This is a genomic window from Ochrobactrum sp. P6BSIII (genome assembly GCF_014138065.1).
Lineage (GTDB): Bacteria > Pseudomonadota > Alphaproteobacteria > Rhizobiales > Rhizobiaceae > Brucella.
Genome location: NZ_JACGXB010000002.1, coordinates 206,152 through 223,423, shown reverse-complemented (window position 1 = coordinate 223,423; position 17,272 = coordinate 206,152). Strand labels below are relative to the sequence as shown.

The window sequence follows — 17,272 nt, the reverse complement described above, 5'->3', positions numbered from 1 at the left end:
TTTTTTAGAACTACTTTTTTCGAGTTTACTCTGGCATTGGGGAAATCGAAGGTTGATCCTTCCCTAAAAATTGCATTCATATAAGCGCAATAACGATAATGCAGGTTCCGGATTTATCGAGAACAGACTTGGCTGTTCCTGATATTCACGTAACCTCAACTCCGAGGAGGAAACATGCTTACCCGTCTGATCACGACTTCCGCGCTCACAGGCGTTCTTGCTCTTTCCATCGGTTCGCAGGCATTTGCCCAGACCGAATTGTCCTGGTGGCACGGCATGACCGGCGCCAATAACGAAATGATCAATGAACTCACCAAAGAGTTCAATGAAAGCCAGAGCGATTACAAGATCGTTCCGGTCTATAAGGGCAGCTACCCAGAAACGTTGAATGCAGGCATCGCCGCGTTCCGTTCCAAGCAGCCGCCAGCAATTCTTCAGGTCTTCGACGCCGGTAGCGGCGTGATGATGGGCGCAGAAGGTGCCGTGGTTCCGGCAGCCGAAGTGCTGGAAAAGGGCGGCTTCAAGTTCGACAAGTCGCAATATCTGCCGGGTATCGTCGCTTATTATTCCAAGCCGGATGGCACGATGCTGTCCTTCCCGTATAATTCCTCGTCGCCGATCCTCTATTACAACAAGGATGCCTTCAAAAAGGCTGGTCTGGACGAAAATAACCCGCCAAAGACCTGGCCGGAAGTGTTTGAAGCCGCCAAGAAGATCAAGACAAGCGGTGCTGCCCCTTGCGGCTTCACCTCGACCTGGCTGACCTGGATCCAGACCGAAAACTTCGCAGCCTGGAACAACGTTCCTTACGGCACCAACGAAAACGGCCTCGGCGGCACCGATGTGAAGCTGGAAATTAATTCCCCGCTTTACATCCAGCACTTCCAGTCGATTGCCGATCTCGCCAAGGATGGCGCATTCCGCTACGGCGGACGCACCTCGGAAGCAAAGCAGCTCTTCACCTCGGGAGAATGCGCGATGCTGACGGAATCGTCGGGCGGTCTCGGCGATGTGGTCAAATCCGGCATCAATTACGGTATTGGCCAGTTGCCTTATTATGAAGGTCATGGCCCGCAGAACACCATCCCCGGCGGTGCCGCGCTTTGGGTTTTCGCTGGCCTCAGCGACGATCAGTACAAGGGCATTGCGCAGTTCTTCAACTTCCTGTCGCAGACCAAGATTCAGGTCAAGCTGCACGAGAAGTCCGGCTATCTGCCGGTGACGCTAGCCGCTTACGAAGAAACCAAAAAGTCGGATTTCTATGAAAAGAATCCGGGCCGCGAAACGCCGATCCTTCAGATGATGGGCAAGGAGCCGACCGAAAACTCCAAGGGCGTGCGCCTCGTCAACCTGCCGCAGGTGCGTGATATTTTGAACGAAGAGTTCGAAGCCATGCTCGGTGGCAAGCAGGACGCGAAGACCGCGCTCGAAAACGCCGTCAAACGCGGAAACGAAGCGATCGCAGCCGCGCAATAAATTTTAAATCAAGCAATGCCGCCTGCTCATGATCGAGCGGGCGGCTTTGTTTCCTGCAAGGAAATCGCCCGTGCAGAAAGTCACGTTTCCCAACAAGATCTTACCCTATTTCCTGCTGGCGCCGCAGATCGCGTTGACGCTGGTGTTCTTCTTCTGGCCAGCCAGTCAGGCAATTTATCAGTCCTTCATGCGTGAAGACGCATTCGGCCTGAAATCCACTTTCGTGGGACTGGCAAATTTCAGCACGGTTCTTTCGGACCCGAATTATCTGCATTCCTTCAGGGTCACGATTGTCTTCAACGTCCTGACCGCACTTCTCGCTATGGGCGCAGCCCTGTTGCTGGCGACTGCGGCTGACCGTGTCATACGCGGCAAGACCCTTTATCGCACATTGCTGATCTGGCCCTATGCGGTGGCGCCTGCCGTCGCCGGTATGCTCTGGCTTTTCATGTTCAACCCGGCCATGGGCACGCTTGCCTATATCCTGCGTCGCAATGGCGTTGCCTGGGATCCGCTTCTCGACGGCAATCAGGCTATGGGCCTCGTTGTTTTCGCAGCCGCATGGAAACAGATTTCCTACAATTTTCTGTTTTTTGTCGCAGGCTTGCAGGCAATTCCTAAGTCGTTAATCGAAGCGGCTGCCATTGACGGCGCGCGCGGTGCGCGGCGCTTCTGGACCATCGTGTTTCCGTTACTGGCCCCCACCTCGTTCTTCCTGCTGGTGGTCAACACGACCTATGCGTTCTTCGACACATTCGGCATCATCCACGCCGTCACCGGGGGCGGGCCTGCCAAGGCCACGGAAACACTGGTCTACAAGGTTTACAATGACGGCTTCGTCAATCTGAACCTCGGCTCGTCGTCTGCCCAGTCGGTCATCCTGATGGCCATCGTCATCGCCCTGACTGCCTTCCAGTTCCGCTTCGTTGAGAAGCGCGTGCATTATTCGTGAGCGAGGCGGCCATGATCGAAAAACGCCCCATCTCCAATCTGATCGGCCATCTGATCCTGATCCTCGGGATCATCATCGTCGCCTTTCCGATTTATTACACCTTCGTCGCCTCGACGATGAGTTCTTCGGAAATCATCCGTCCGCCAATATCGCTCCTGCCCGGCAATCACCTTGTCGAGAACTATAACGAAGCCATATTCGGCGGCGTGGAGCGCGTTGTCGGCGTCAGCCTTGAAAGGCTGCTGTGGAACTCGTTCGTCGTCGCGATGGCGATTGCCATCGGCAAGATCATCATCTCGTTCATGTCGGCTTTTGCGATTGTCTTCTTCCGCTTTCCGCTGCGCATGTTCTTCTTCTGGATGATCTTTGTGACGCTGATGCTGCCGGTCGAAGTGCGCATTTTGCCAACCTACAAGGTTATCGTCGATCTTGGTCTGATCGATACCTATGCGGGGCTGACGCTGCCCCTGATGGCATCGGCGACAGCGACATTCCTGTTCCGGCAGTTCTTCCTCACCATTCCGGGAGAACTGGTCGAAGCCGCACGTATCGACAATGCAGGACCGTTCCGCTTCATGCGCGACATCCTCTTGCCGCTATCGAAGACGAATATCGCGGCGCTCTTCGTCATTCTCTTCATTTACGGATGGACCCAGTATCTCTGGCCTCTGCTCGTTACCAATGACGCGAAAATGAACACCATCATCATCGGCCTGCGCCGCATGGTCGATTGGGCCGACGCTTCCACCCCGTGGAACTATGTCATGGTAACGGCAATTCTGGCCATCATCCCGCCGATCCTCGTTGTCGTGCTAATGCAGCGCTGGTTCGTCAAAGGCCTCGTGGAAACGGAAAAATAATGAGCAAGATCGTTCTTGATAATGTCCGCAAGAGCTATGGCGGCGGTATTGAAGTCATCAAAGGCGTTTCACTGGATATTCAGGATGGCGAATTCGTCGTTCTCGTCGGCCCATCAGGCTGCGGCAAGTCCACGCTTCTGCGCATGATCGCCGGTCTGGAAGGCATCACCGGCGGCACGATTGCCATTGGCGACCGTGTGGTCAACGATGTCGAGCCCGCCGAGCGCGACATCGCCATGGTGTTCCAGAACTATGCGCTCTACCCGCATATGACAGTTCGCGACAACCTCGCTTATGGTTTGAAAAACCGCAAAACACCGAAAGACGAGATCGAACGCCGTATCGGCAAGGCCGCCAAGGCGCTGGAGATCGAACAATTCCTCGACCGTAAGCCGCGCCAGCTTTCGGGCGGACAGCGCCAGCGCGTCGCCATGGGTCGCGCTATTGTGCGTGAACCGGCGGCATTCCTCTTCGATGAACCGCTTTCCAATCTCGATGCCAAGCTACGCGTGCAGATGCGCGTCGAGATCAAGCGTTTGCAGCGTTCGCTCGGCACAACCAGTGTCTATGTGACCCACGACCAGATGGAAGCGATGACCATGGCTGATCGTCTCGTGGTGCTGAATGCCGGGAATATCGAGCAGGTCGGCACGCCTATCGAGCTTTACGAAAAGCCTGCCTCGACCTTCGTTGCGACCTTCATTGGCTCTCCGTCGATGAACCTGCTGGAAGGCGGCGCAAGCACAGTCTGGCAGCCGGGGAGCGCCATCAACGCCCCGTCTGGCAAGTTTACGCTGGGTGTGCGTCCGGAAGACATGCGCATTCTTGAAGCCGGGGAACCGGCAGCCGACGGTTTCAATGCCGATGTACGCATCGACGCGATTGAGCTGGTCGGCGCGGAAAGCTTCATCCATGGCTCGCTAACCGATGGCAAGCCGCTGGTTTTCCGCGTGGCCGGTCGTTCCAGCCACACAATCGATGAAGTCGTGAAGGTTGGCGCTTCGGTGCAGAACGTGCATCTTTTCGACGCGGATGGCCGCCGTATCGGCGACTGATTGAAACAGCCTTGCGCTCTACAACTAGAGCGCAAGGCACTCTCGCTTTTGCAGCGCGCATCATTCACGGCGCCCGAATAATCAATTTCCGTTTGAAATTTTATGCGTTACACAGAAAAGGAATAATTTTCTCATTTCTGGGAACGCGTACTGAATGACTCATCAACAAATACTATCCTTCGCTGTGATCGTACTTATGATGGGGGCATTTATCTGGGGCAAGTTTCGATACGACATTGTGGCGCTTTGCGCACTTTTGCTCGGCATCGCGGTTGGTGTTGTTCCCTTCGATAAAGCGTTTACTGGCTTCAGCGACGACATTGTCATCATCGTTGGCAGCGCACTGGTGGTCAGTGCGGGCGTCGCGCGTTCCGGCTTGATGCAGCTTGCAGTCCAGCGGTTTCTGCCGGAAATGAACAGCGTTCGATTGCAGCTCGCTGTCCTGGTCGCCATCGTGACGGTCCTTTCCGCCTTCGTGAAAAATGTCGGTGCGCTGGCGATCATGATCCCGGTCGCCTTTCAGTTTGCCCGCCGCTCCAATGTTTCGCCCTCGACATTCCTGATGCCGATGGCCTTCGGCGCGTTGCTCGGCGGATTGATGACGCAGGTTGGCACCTCGCCCAATATCGTTGTTTCGCGCATTCGTGGCGAAATGGTCGGTGAACCATTCACCATGTTCGACTTCACGCCCGTTGGCGCAGTTCTTGCCGCGGTCGGTCTTGTCTATCTCGTTTGCTTCTACTGGCTGGTGCCACAGCGCACGCGTGAAAATGTTTCTCTCGACGAAGCCATCAAGATCAAGAACTACGCTTCGGAAGCGCGCGTTTCAAAATCCTCTCCGCTGGTTGGCAAACAAATATCCGAACTTATCCGCCCTGCCGAAGGCGAGGCCATGGTCACGGCCATTATCCGCAAGGAAGGGCGCATCACGCCCCTGCCCGACACGGTGCTTGCCGAGGACGATATCGTGATGCTGGAAGGCGACCCGAAAGCGCTCGATACAGTTGTCAGCGCCGGAAAGCTGACCCTGTCCGAAAATCGCGACCCGAAAGACACGAGCGGCTCGACCGACATTGAGGTGGTAGAGGCGGTTATCGGCAAAAACTCGCATCTTGTCGATCTGTCGGCGCAGCGGCTGGAGCTTTATGCGCGCTATGACGTCAATCTTCTCGCCGTCAGCCGCCCGGGCGAGCGCATTACCGAGCGTTTGAGCGAAGTGCGCCTACGGTTCGGCGATGTGCTGGTGCTTCAGGGCAGACAAGCCAGCCTATCGACCTTCCTGCCTGAATTCGAGCTTCTGCCTTTGGCGCGACGCAAGCTGATGCTCGGCAATGTCCGCAAGAGCCTCATCCCGCTGGCAATTCTGATTGTTGCCATTGGCGCGACGGCTTTGAGCATCGTACCGGTTGCCGTTGCGTTTTTCGCAGCCGCAGTTGCGATGCTGCTTTTCAAGGTCATCCCGCTCAACGAAGTTTATGACGAGATTGACGGACCTATTCTGGTGATGCTGGCGGCTCTGATACCGGTCTCGGACGCGCTCAGAACCACAGGCGGCACAGATCTGATCGCCGAAGCGCTCGCCACTATAGGCCACCAGCTGCCGCCCGCCGGCGCGCTGGCGCTGATCCTTGTGGCTGCAATGATGGTCACGCCGTTTCTCAATAATGCCGCCACGGTTCTGGTCATGGCGCCCATTGCGACCAGCTTTGCCTCCGGCCTTGGTTTCAAGCCGGAAGCTTTTTTGATGGCCGTGGCCATCGGCGCGGGGTGTGATTTCCTCACCCCTATCGGCCACCAGTGCAACACACTGGTCATGGGACCGGGCGGTTACAAATTCAGCGACTATCCGCGCCTTGGACTGCCGCTCTCCATCATCATCGCTATCGTGACAGTGCCGACACTGATGTTCTTCTGGCCGCTTAACTAGAGTTTCTGGGCGCGGATCCAGGCGAGGCTTTCCGCCACGATCTTCTCCACCGGGTCGGCTACATCAGCGCGGAAAACAAGCGGCTCACCCACCGGGCTTTCCAGCGTTGCAATCTGGCTTTCGAGCATGGCGACCGGCATGAAATGGCCTGTACGGTGACCCATATGCTCATGGAGAACTTCGAAAGTGCCGTCGAGAAAAATGATCATAACCGGCGCTCCGGCAGCGGCGCGCAAACGGTCACGATAGACTGCTTTCAGCGCCGAACAGGAAACGACGATGCCATCATTTGCTGCGGCAAGGTGTTCGCCAATCTTGTCCAGCCAAGGCCAGCGATCTTCGTCCTGAAGCGGGATACCTGCCGACATTTTATCGACATTGGCCTTTGGGTGTAGCGAATCCCCTTCCAGAAAGGGCAACTGCAATTCGGCAGCAATCTTCTCGCCGACAGTGGACTTTCCGGACCCCGAAACGCCCATAACAATCATACGCAGCATCAATATCCTCACAGGCTTGCCGACGCGCTGGCATCGGCGTGCGAAGTCAAACAATCTTCGCAAAAACAAAACGGATCACGCAACACGAGCGATGTGCGGCGTAACCCGTCGACCTGTCAAGCTTCCGTGGAAAATAATCCGCCTTGGCGCAAAGGCTCTTAGTTCAGCGGGATCGCGTTGCCATCTTTCTGGGACTGATAGGCACCGGACATTGCATCATATTTGGCGCGAATGGCATCAAGGCGCTTTTCAAGCCGCGACCGATCCGGCTCCGGCAAGGCTGCAACCAACTTGGGCAGGGAATGGCTATGCCAGAAGGCATTGTCGCGATTATAGCCGCCCGGTTCAAGCGTGAAGACTTCTTTCAGAATTTTCAGATCGTGCGGGATGGAAAATGCATCGCGCGAATCTTCATGGCTGAACAGATAATAGAAATTGTCGAAGCCGCTCCAGGTGATAGCCGAGAGGCACATCGAGCATGGCTCATGGGTTGAAAAGAACACCATATCCCTGGTGTTCGGTCTGCCCTTTTCAGGCATTTCATAAAAGCGCTTCAGCGTGTGTACTTCACCATGCCAAAGCGGATTTTCCGTCTCATTGTTGGTTTCGGCCAGAACAAGCGAAAGATCGGACTTTTGCAGCAGGGCTGCGCCGAAAATCTTGTTGCCAGCGGCAACGCCTTTTTCCGTCAGCGGGATGATATTGTTCTCAAGGACTTCAATCAGTCGCTCCAGAAGCTTCAGATCATTCGACTGCAAAGGCTCTCTCCTCATCTACCATCGAGAAATGCGCCGGGCGCGAACGCCCGGCGTTACAAGACTATTCTGCGAAGAACGCGAAGCGGATCACAAACAGGGCGGCGACCAGCCAGGTTGCAAGATGAACCTCGCGTGCCTTGCCGGTGAAGGCCTTGAGCACGACATAGCTGATGAAGCCGAAGGCAAGACCGTTAGCAATCGAATAGGTCAGCGGAATAGCCAGTGCGGTAAGCGCAGCTGGCGTTGCTTCCGTAATGTCCTGCCAATCGATTTCGGTCAGTTCGCGCATCATGAGGCAAGCCACATAGATCAGCGCAGGTGCGGTTGCGTAAGCAGGGACCGAACCGGCGAGCGGCGAAATGAACAGGGCAGCCAGGAACAGCAGCGCCACGACCAGAGCCGTAAGACCGGTACGACCACCTGCCTGAACGCCAGAAGCGCTTTCGACATAAGCCGTCGTGGACGAGGTGCCCAGCAGCGAGCCGCCGAGAATGGCCGTGCTGTCGGCAAAGAGCGCGCGACCGAGGCGGTTCGGCTTGCCCGGTTCGATCAGGCCGCCACGCTTGGCGACGCCGATCAGCGTACCCGTAGCGTCGAACACTTCCACCAGCACGAAGACAAGGATCACGTGCAGAATGCCGGTATGGAGCGCGCCCATAACATCAAGCTGCAGAAAGGTTGGCGCAAGGCTTGGCGGTGCGGAGAACACGCCATTGAACTGGCTGATGCCGAGCGCAATCGACGCAATCGTAATAACCAGAATGCCGATCAGGATCGAACCGCGAACCTTGAGCGCATCCAGAACAGCGATGATGAAGAAACCGGCGATAGCAAGCAGCGTACCGGCTTTGGTCAGATCGCCAAGGCCAACGAGCGTTGCTTCATTGCCAACCACGACGCCTGCGGTTTTCAAGCCGATGAGCGCCAGGAACATACCGATACCGGCTGCAATCGCGCTTCGAAGCGAATGCGGAATGCCTTCCACCAGCCAGCGGCGGATACCCGTTACCGTCAGAAGAAGGAAGATGACGCCGGAAATGAAAACCGCACCGAGCGCCTGCTGCCAGCTGAAGCCCATGGCTCCAACGACCGTGAACGCGAAGAACGCGTTGAGGCCCATGCCGGGCGCCATGCCGATCGGCCAGTTGGCGACAAGCGCCATGATGATCGAACCGAGCGCGGCGGCGAGACAGGTCGCCACGAAAACCGCGCTTTTATCCATGCCCGTGGTGGACAGGATATCCGGGTTGACGAAGATGATGTAGGACATCGTCAGGAAGGTCGTCACGCCGGCGATGATTTCCGTCCGCGCGTTGGTGCCGTGTTCCTGTAACTTGAACAGCTTTTCGAGCATCGTTCCTCCGAGGCAAGTAGGCCCGTTTCTCGGGTGCCCACGCCAATTCCGCCACGGACAGATTTGCTGCGCCGCCACGGAATACAGAATGGAGCAAACCCTGTGGGATTGCCAAAATGTTAGACGCCGCCGCATTTTGCACGGACGGACTGGTTCCCCTTACACCTCATTGCAGACAAAGCACAGTTCCCTACCGCGATCCGTACACAATTCTGCCTTGAGAATGCCTATTTATTGACTTGATGGAGTGTGGACTGACTTGCGCGCCGACGCCAGTTCCCCATTTGCCGGGAAATATTTGAAAGTGCTTCAAAAAAAGCGCCCACCTCGGCGGCGGACGCAGTTTTCAACCCATTGATTAGAAAACGCTTTTCAGCAATAGCGCGGTCGCATACAGACCAAGCGCAAAGAATGTGTGCGCAACAAGGTTCATAATACGGACATGCTGCGCATTCGGCAGACGGGATGCTGCCCACCCGATTCCAAGTCCTGGCTGCAACAAAAACCAGCCAGCCGCGACGGTGAGTATGCCAAAGATCCAGGCCGGAAGAAAGACGGGGTTCTCGAACCACGCCGCCCCGCCATAAAATGCAAAAATCACGCCGTAGAGAATGCCGACGACATAATGGCCGATCCAGCCAAGCGCGACTTCGTGCCGGTAGGGTGTGGCCTTGCCGATGTCATCGTGGAAAATCTGACCTTCGCGCAGATGCCAGAACCAGCGACCAACCCGCCCCCAGTTCGGAAGCGACTGTCCCGGCATGGCAGCCAGTACGATTGCCCAAATATCCATCACGACTGTTGCGCCGATCCCAATCAGGATACCACGCCAAAAAAGGTCCATCATCTTGCGAGCCCCATCGTCTTGCGAGCTTTAATGTCATCGGGCGATCAGTTAGCAATCTGATCGCCCGATGCGCAAGGATGCCAGTCTCAGTATAGTTATTTTCACACAATATTACGGCAAAGCCGCTGTAATAATCGCTTGAATAGTCATTGGTGGGAAAAGAATGTGATGATGAAGAACACCCGAGATCGGAACATCTCGATCGTGGTGCGCCCTTCATCATCAGCCCCCGCGAGATTGAGTATATGAGGGGCCGCATAATAAACAATTCGAAGTTGTCTCATATCGAGATCATAAATGTCCCATATGCGATTTTACCCCTAATAAAAGGGGTGAAAGAAGACCAGACGACAATCCGCGCGCTCGACATGTCTGTCGCTCGTCCAAGAATATTTATTTCGATCGGTGTTGGAAAACTTTGCCAGCGAGAAAGCGCTGAACGTACCAGAAAAATCTAAAATACTGTTTTCGGTATAGCTAAAAAAGCAAAAGCGCCGGGACTGGAGACCGACGCTTTGTCACTTTATTTCGATTGTACTTGACGGGCGGCCCTTGGAAAGACGCTCCATACGCACTTATCGACCGAATACGGCGCTCTGGATCTGCGAACGCGAAACACCGATGTCGGCAAGAAGATGGTCGTCCATTGCACCGAGTTCACGAACTGCACGGCGACGGGATACATACTGTTGGAATTTCTGACGAATGTTCATTTGCTCTCTCCTCGTTTGGATGATGTTCAAATAGGCGTTTGTCTAAATTTCCACCACGGATATGATTGCAAATGAGGCATGCGTTTTCGCGAGGGCTCGAAGCCTTGAAAAAGGCGAAATCGCTCCTCTCAATTTATACTGGCGCGAGGTCGATTTTTACTAAAATGTCTTTTGCCAAAGCGCCTCCAATCGATTAGATCGGGAAAGAGCCTCCTCCCCCTCTTTCGGCCTCCACGCTTTCGGACCCGTTTTTACGGACATTGCCATGCTTTACGGAATTTTCCTCGCGTTTGCTTCCTACGCCGCATTCGCCGTCAGCGATGCCTGCGTCAAGTTCATTGACGGCTCGCTGTCTCCTTATGAAACTGCCTTTTTCGGCGCTGTACTTGGCCTGCTTGCCGTCCCCTTCACCAAAAAAGCCGGCGACAACTGGCTCGATATGTTTCGAACCACAAATGTGAAGATGTGGCTTCTGCGCACGGTCACGGCGACCATGGGTGTCGTGGGCAGCGTTACGGCATTCACGCATCTTTCCATGGCCGAAGCCTTCGCGCTGATTTTCCTGCTTCCGGCCTTCGTCACCATATTGTCGGTCGTTTTCCTCAAGGAGCAGGTCGGCTGGCGACGTTGGCTGGCAGTTGCCATCGGCTTTGCTGGTGTCCTGGTGGTGCTGCGCCCCGGTTTCCGTGAATTGTCCATCGGCCACCTCGGTGCCCTCGCCGGCGGCATGGGCGGTGCAGTCGGCATCATCATTTTCCGCGTGATGGGAAAAAGCGAAAAACGCATCTCGCTTTATACAAGCGGCCTTGTCGGCCCCATTGTCATTTGCGGCGCATTGATGCTGCCCACCTATCAGGCTCCTGACACAATGCAGTGGGTTTATCTTGCCGGATATGGCCTTCTCGCAGCACTCGCCAATATCCTTCTAATGCTGGCGGCCAATCACGCTCCCGCCAGTGCAATTGCCTCGCCGCAATATAGCCAGATGATCTGGGCGATCCTGTTTGGCTATTTCGTCTTCCATGATCATATCGACATGGCGATGCTGATCGGTATCGTGCTGATCGTCATCTCCGGCTTGTTCACATTCATTCGTGAACGTCAGCGTGGGGTGGAAGGTCCACCCGCCTTGGCGACCTCCGATCCGACCGCGGCTCTGGTGGAAGAAAACCCAACGCAGTAGCGATTTAGCAGCCGACACTGTTGGCTCCCATCATGGCAAGTTTGAATATCGGCTTGCCATGATGTAAAAACATGATAGTTATCCTCATATTAAATGGGGATATACCTGCCTGTTCCTACCTGCGGGATACCCTTTTGATCTTCCCGAAAGGACGGTTCCGAGGTTGAGCTTCTGGCATTCCATGACCTGGCACGCAGAAGGCATTCGGGTGGTCGCACCTGTCAAATGGCGCGTGTTCGACGGTCTGGTCAGCGCGTTTTGGGAAGCAGAGAGCCAGACCGGCGCGACCGGCTATTTTCTGTCAGACGATCCGCGCATCATGATCTTTTTCAATGATGTGTCGTCGAACATCAGCATATCCAACACGCAAAGCACGCTGAAACAGCATTTTCGTCCGATGATGCGTGCGATCTATCTGCCCGCAGGACTGCCGCTTTGGACGAAGACAGTTTCAATGCATCGCTTCTCGCATCTGAACCTGCATTTTCACAAAGACCGGCTGCTCAAATTCCTGACACCGGCGGTCGGCACGTCTGCGGCAATGGCGGCGTTGCGAAGTCCTGCAGAAATTCAGGATATCGGGGCTGTCGAAACACTGGCCAGATTGCTGGTGGATGAGACCTCCAACCCTTCGAAACATGCGCTTTTCGCGGAAAGCCTTGTTGGCAGCATTCTGGCCAGTCTCCTCGATATTTCGGGAGACGAGAACAGCCAGGGTTATGGCCGTTTGACCCAAGCACAGATGAACAAGCTTCATGCCCGTTTCAATGCATGCAGCGACGGGCGGCTCAGCGTTGCCGAAATGGCCGCAACTGTGGGCCTCTCTGAAAGCTGGTTTTCCAACGTCTTCAAGCAGACGACCGGAAAGACCCCGCTGCAATGGCAGCTCGGCAAACGCATTGATCTGGCGCGAGATCTATTGATCGGTAACGGCGAAGTGACAGTCGCAGGCGTTGCCGCCCAACTTGGCTTTACCGATCAGGCGCATCTCACCAAGGCTTTTCGACAAATTGTCGGCGAAACACCTGCCGCATGGCGTCGTTTACAGCAGCGCCAGTCTGACTAAAACCATATCAGCGCTGTGAAAAGCCCCACCCGAATATCACCGGATGGGGCCTGATTTTTACCACGTCTGACGCAGCGTTGCCGTGATCTCGCGGCCCGGATTATAGAAGTAGGCACCGGAACCGCCATTGGCGACATGCTTCTCATCGAACAGGTTGCTCGCATTCACCTGAAGCGTGGTGTTTTCCTTGATATTGTAGCTGAACGACGCATCAACCACGACACTGGACTCGCCCATGCCGATTTTTGGTGTCGGGTTGTTCGCATTGCCCAGATAATACGAGCTGATGTAACGCGCGCCCACACCGAAGGTCATGTCGCCTCGCGCACCTTCGCCTTCCAGCGTATAGGTGCCCCAGATGGACGCCATGTGTTTTGGAACCATGGCGAGACGATTGCCGTCGTAAACACCGCCCGGCTCTTCGATCTTGGAGTCGATATAGCTATAGGCCGCGATCACGTTGATGTTGCGCGCGACTTCCGCCTTCGCTTCAAGATCGACACCGCGATGCCGCACTTTCTCGACACTGGAAGGCAGATAGGTCACGCTGTCATAGACGGTGAAGTTTTCCTTCGTCAGATCGTAGATTGCAGCGCTGAACAATGCCGGGAAAGCATCCGGCTGATATTTAACACCGATTTCATACTGCTTGCCGGTCGTGGGTTCGACACCGACATCGGCCGGGGCGACGGATTCCGCATAGCTGGCATAGGTCGCGAGTTCATCGGTTATGCGGTATGTCAGACCGAAGCGCTTGCTGAAATCGCTGTGATCACCTTTATCGGTAACGCTTGTGAGCCGATTTTCTTCGGTGAGGTCCAGCCAGTCATTGCGCAGTCCCACAGAGAAGATCAGCTTGTCGTACAGGACAACATCCTGCTGGAGATAAAGGCCTGTGGTCTTCTGCTTGTTTCGCTTGCTCGTATAGGGCGCGGTGGAAAGCGGGCCGCCGGTATAAACGGGGTTTGTCCAGTCTATGCCGGGTGCCGCGCCCCACGACGTCGCGTTGGTCGACTTGTAATTATTATACTCAAGGCCAACCAGTGTGCGGGTTTCGACATTGTCGAAATTGGCCTCATAGAGAAAATGTGAATCGATGATGAATTGCTCGTTGGAGCTTTCATTGCCGAAGAAATAGCGATCCGCGATTGTCGAACCATTTGTCGGCGTTCCACCGATATAGGCATAGCCGAAATCGCTGTCCGTCTTGCTGTAGCGTGCATTGGAGCTGAAGCTCAGACCGTTACCGAAGTCATGATCGAACATGGCGCTGAGCGCATTGCGCTTCGTGCCACGGAAATTATAATCCGGCTCGCCAAAAAAGCGGCTTCGGCTGAAATCCGTGCCAATGGGGTGACCGCCACTGCCAGGCGTGCCGTTCTTGTAAAGATGATCGTAAACTACGGTCAGGCTGGTTGCTGCATCGGGCCGCCAGGTCAGCCCACCCATGACGAATTTATCGTCATTGCGCGAATAGTCATATTCGGCATTGGCATCCTGAAACTTGCCGGTGAAGCGATAGGAAAGCGTGTCGTCCTTGGTGATGTTGTCGCCAAAATCGACGCCGACTTCCTTGTGCTCGTAGGAACCGCCCGTGATATAGGCTTCCCCGAAGCGTTCGCTTTTGGGGCGCTTGGTGACATAGTTCACCGCACCGCCGGGCTGTGCAACGCCGAAGCCTGACGAGTTCGAACCTTTCAGAACTTCCACACGCTCATAGGCGAATGGTTCTTCGCGGATGCCGCCAAAAGGTGAGCCGACCACCAGTCCATCGCGGTAAGTGTAAGCGTCGAAACCACGAATCTTGAAATAGTCGAAGCGATCGTCAGAACCGTAAAAGTCTGTGTTGACGCCAGATGTATATTGCAACACCTGCTCGACAGTCTGCGCGTTGCGGTCCTGAATCTCCTTCGCCGTGATCATCGAAACCGAGGCTGGCGTATCGAGGATTTCAGCCGGAATCTTGCCGCCGATTGTCGTTTTACGTGCAACGATGGACCTGGAATCGTCGTCGCTTCCGCCCGCGCCGTCGACGGTAATGGTCTGGAGAACAGTCGTAGAACCAGACGTCTCCGCCGCATCCTGAGCGGAAGCAACGCCTGGCATGATGAGCGCCAGCGCCGTGCAGCCCAACAAGGCGGCATTGCGGTAACGGATTCTGGTTTGCCTGCTGTTATCAAGTGTCTTTGCGATGTTCATGCTCACGTTCCAGAATCCGGTTATGCGATGATTGTCGACAGCCAAAGCCGACAGCGATGCTTAGATTTTGGGATGTTGTCAGAAGCTCTGTTGGCTGAACCGTTAAAGCGTCCCCGCTCAACCAACCTGGAATCTGCACCTCAATACCCTCGAAATCGCATTAACTTGAGAGCAGTTGTCCAGTATTGTAGAAATCTGCTTTTTTGTAAAAAGCCACGGATATTTCATACAGCTCAGGCCAAGCCCCCGGCATCGCACTTGACTGCGTATATTTAACCTGAGAGTGAAAGGCCACTTTTAAAGCACCTAAAAGCAAGGAGAATGCGCCCTATGTCGTGGTTCATTCGTTCGCCGCTGATGTTCGTCGCATCGATGCTGTTTGCAATGGGCGTGGCATTAGCCGCAACAGGCTCAGCATCCGCCGACGAAAGCCAGACCTATCCCATTGTGATCAAACATGCTTTCGGCACGACGACCATTTCGAAAAAGCCGAAACGGATAGCGACCGTCGCCTGGGCGAACCATGAAGTGCCACTGGCTTTAGGCGTGGTGCCGGTTGGTTTTGCCGCCGCAAATTTCGGCGATGACAATGGCGATGGTCTATTGCCATGGGTTGACGAACGGCTGAAAGAGCTGGGCGCGGAAAAGCCAGTCCTGTTCGATGAGGGCGACGGGATCGACTTCGAAGCCGTGGCGGAAACCAAGCCTGATGTCATCCTCGCTTCCTATTCCGGCCTGAGCCAGTCGGATTACGATACGCTGAGCCAGATTGCGCCCGTCGTGGCCTATCCGGAAGCACCATGGTCCACAGACTGGCGCGACATGATCCGCCTTAACAGTGCAGGCATGGGCATGGCTGCCGAGGGTGAAGCGCTGATCAAGAAAATCGACGGTGAAATTGCCGATGCTGTGGCCGCCTATCCGCATTTGAAGGGCAAGTCGGCAATGTTCGTCACCCATCTCGACGCAACGAACCTCAGCACGATCAACTTCTATACGACGAACGATACGCGGGTGCGGTTCTTCAACGATCTCGGCTTGAAATCCCCCAAAAGCGTTGTCGATGCATCCAAGCCCGGCCAGTTTTCCGGCTCGATCAGCGCCGAACATATCGATGCGTTCGACGATGTGGACATCGTCGTCACCTATGGCAGTCAAGAACTATACAACGCCATGAAGAGCAATCCGCTGATGGCGAAGATGCCAGTGGTTACCCATAACGCCATCGTCATGCTGGGCAGAAACCCGCTCGGCACGGCTGCGAACCCGACGCCACTCTCCATCTCATGGGTGCTGAAGGACTATGTCGCCTTGCTTGCGCAGGCGGCAGACAAGACGAAATGACAGCCCGCAACGGCCACACCGCCCCTTACATATCGCAATTCGGCAAGACGCATCGCACAAGCGCAATGTGGCTGGCGGTCGTGATCGCTTGCCTTGCGCTTCTCTGTTTCCTGTCGGTTTCGCTTGGCACCCGCGACGTGAGCTGGGCTGACATTCTTGCGGCACTTGGCGGTCAGGTTGATTCAATCGGTCAGGCGGCGGTGTCGCTTCGAATTCCGCGTACCTTTCTTGCACTGGTGGCTGGTGCAGCGCTTGGACTTGCCGGAGCCGTCATGCAGGGCGTGACACGCAATCCGCTCGCCGATCCGGGCATATTGGGCGTCAATATGGGTGCATCGCTTGCCGTGGTCATTGGCGTTGCATGGTTTAACATCGCCTCGTCGCAGGCCTTTATCTGGGCGGCCATTCTCGGTGCAGGCTGCGCAGCCGCCTTCGTTTATACGATCGGCTCGCTCGGTCGGGGTGGCGCGACACCGCTCAAGCTTGCGCTTGCGGGGGCAGCAACATCCGTCGCGTTCTCGTCGATGGTGATCGCCGTCGTGCTTCCCCGCAACGACATAGCAGGCGGTATACGGTCCTGGCAGATCGGCGGAGTTGGCGGAGCAACATTCGACCGAATTTCGCATGTGCTGCCCTTTCTCGCTGTCGGCTTTCTCATCAGCCTTCTATCGGCGCGCAAGCTGAATTCACTGGCGCTCGGCGATGAACTTGCCGCCGGCCTTGGCGAAAATGTTGCCGTCGCGCGCGCCATGGCGGCGCTCGGCGCCATTCTTCTATGCGGCGCGACAACCGCCATTTGCGGCCCCATCGGCTTTGTCGGCCTGATTGTCCCGCATCTCTGCCGTCTGCTCGTCGGTGTCGATCACCGCTGGCTCCTGCCCTTTTCCGCCCTGATCGGCGCATGCCTGCTGGTTGGTGCAGATGTGGTTGGTCGCCTTATCGCCCGACCGGCGGAACTCGATGTCGGCATTGTCACGGCTTTTATCGGCGCTCCGTTCTTCATCTGGATCGTGCGGCGTCAGCGGGTGCGGGAGCTGTGAC

At 55.6% G+C, this 17,272-nt stretch carries 15 protein-coding genes; 9 read left to right on the top strand and 6 right to left on the bottom strand.

All coding sequences use genetic code 11. The features are described 5' to 3' along the window. The first annotated feature begins 174 nt into the window (after positions 1-174). The 5 genes from ugpB (at position 175) to FHW00_RS03350 (ending at position 6,270) form a co-directional block, all read left to right on the top strand. On the top strand, positions 175-1,476 hold the full coding sequence (ugpB, locus tag FHW00_RS03370) for a sn-glycerol-3-phosphate ABC transporter substrate-binding protein UgpB (RefSeq protein WP_078336891.1): 1,302 nt from the start codon (positions 175-177) through the stop codon (positions 1,474-1,476). A gap of 70 nt (positions 1,477-1,546) precedes the next feature. Continuing rightward, complete coding sequence (ugpA, locus tag FHW00_RS03365; protein ID WP_078336890.1) at positions 1,547-2,428, top strand: sn-glycerol-3-phosphate ABC transporter permease UgpA; 882 nt, start codon at positions 1,547-1,549, stop codon at positions 2,426-2,428. Between the two features lie 11 nt (positions 2,429-2,439). Further along, complete coding sequence (gene ugpE, locus FHW00_RS03360) at positions 2,440-3,288, top strand: sn-glycerol-3-phosphate ABC transporter permease UgpE (RefSeq protein WP_078337072.1); 849 nt, start codon at positions 2,440-2,442, stop codon at positions 3,286-3,288. Next, positions 3,288-4,343 carry a sn-glycerol-3-phosphate import ATP-binding protein UgpC gene (locus tag FHW00_RS03355; RefSeq protein WP_078336889.1) on the top strand — a complete coding sequence of 352 codons (1,056 nt, stop codon included), beginning with the start codon at positions 3,288-3,290 and terminating at the stop codon, positions 4,341-4,343. Before ugpE ends, FHW00_RS03355 begins: the two co-directional genes overlap by 1 nt. Before the next feature lie 154 nt (positions 4,344-4,497). Then, a complete protein-coding gene (locus FHW00_RS03350; protein WP_078336888.1) occupies positions 4,498-6,270 on the top strand; it encodes an SLC13 family permease in 1,773 nt (590 codons plus the stop codon). Here the strand turns inward: FHW00_RS03350 and FHW00_RS03345 are convergent. The 5 genes from FHW00_RS03345 to FHW00_RS03325 all read right to left on the bottom strand — a co-directional run bounded on the left by FHW00_RS03345 (position 6,267) and on the right by FHW00_RS03325 (position 10,439). Further along, positions 6,267-6,767, bottom strand: a complete 501-nt coding sequence (locus FHW00_RS03345; protein ID WP_078336887.1) for a gluconokinase — start codon at positions 6,765-6,767, stop codon at positions 6,267-6,269. The two genes, FHW00_RS03350 and FHW00_RS03345, sit on opposite strands and share 4 nt — an antisense overlap. 158 nt (positions 6,768-6,925) lie before the next feature. Then, complete coding sequence (locus FHW00_RS03340; RefSeq protein WP_371836151.1) at positions 6,926-7,540, bottom strand: deaminase; 615 nt, start codon at positions 7,538-7,540, stop codon at positions 6,926-6,928. Positions 7,541-7,586: 46 nt separating this feature from the next. Then, entirely contained in the window at positions 7,587-8,879 is a 1,293-nt protein-coding gene (locus tag FHW00_RS03335) for an NCS2 family permease (RefSeq protein ID WP_078336885.1), read from the bottom strand. Positions 8,880-9,237: 358 nt separating this feature from the next. Beyond that, entirely contained in the window at positions 9,238-9,726 is a 489-nt protein-coding gene (locus FHW00_RS03330; RefSeq protein WP_078336884.1) for a DUF2938 domain-containing protein, read from the bottom strand. Positions 9,727-10,301: 575 nt separating this feature from the next. After that, positions 10,302-10,439 (bottom strand): DUF1127 domain-containing protein, encoded by a 138-nt coding sequence (locus tag FHW00_RS03325; protein ID WP_078336882.1) that lies wholly within the window; start codon positions 10,437-10,439, stop codon positions 10,302-10,304. 265 nt (positions 10,440-10,704) lie between these two features. On the opposite strand from FHW00_RS03325, the gene FHW00_RS03320 reads away from it, so the two are divergent. Both FHW00_RS03320 and FHW00_RS03315 read left to right on the top strand, forming a co-directional pair. After that, positions 10,705-11,622, top strand: a complete 918-nt coding sequence (locus FHW00_RS03320) for a DMT family transporter (protein ID WP_078336881.1) — start codon at positions 10,705-10,707, stop codon at positions 11,620-11,622. Positions 11,623-11,785: 163 nt separating this feature from the next. Then, positions 11,786-12,688: a helix-turn-helix domain-containing protein gene (locus FHW00_RS03315; RefSeq protein ID WP_210189461.1), complete on the top strand. Its 903-nt coding sequence runs from the start codon at positions 11,786-11,788 to the stop codon at positions 12,686-12,688. A gap of 57 nt (positions 12,689-12,745) precedes the next feature. Here the strand turns inward: FHW00_RS03315 and FHW00_RS03310 are convergent, their stop codons facing one another. Next, positions 12,746-14,887, bottom strand: a complete 2,142-nt coding sequence (locus FHW00_RS03310; RefSeq protein ID WP_078336879.1) for a TonB-dependent siderophore receptor — start codon at positions 14,885-14,887, stop codon at positions 12,746-12,748. 357 nt (positions 14,888-15,244) lie between these two features. Here FHW00_RS03310 and FHW00_RS03305 point away from each other — a divergent pair, with 357 nt between their 5' ends. Together FHW00_RS03305 and FHW00_RS03300 are read left to right on the top strand one after the other, a co-directional pair. Next, positions 15,245-16,231 carry an iron-siderophore ABC transporter substrate-binding protein gene (locus FHW00_RS03305; protein ID WP_445557857.1) on the top strand — a complete coding sequence of 329 codons (987 nt, stop codon included), beginning with the start codon at positions 15,245-15,247 and terminating at the stop codon, positions 16,229-16,231. After that, positions 16,228-17,271, top strand: a complete 1,044-nt coding sequence (locus tag FHW00_RS03300) for a FecCD family ABC transporter permease (RefSeq protein WP_078336877.1) — start codon at positions 16,228-16,230, stop codon at positions 17,269-17,271. Before FHW00_RS03305 ends, FHW00_RS03300 begins: the two co-directional genes overlap by 4 nt. Position 17,272 lies beyond the last annotated feature (1 nt).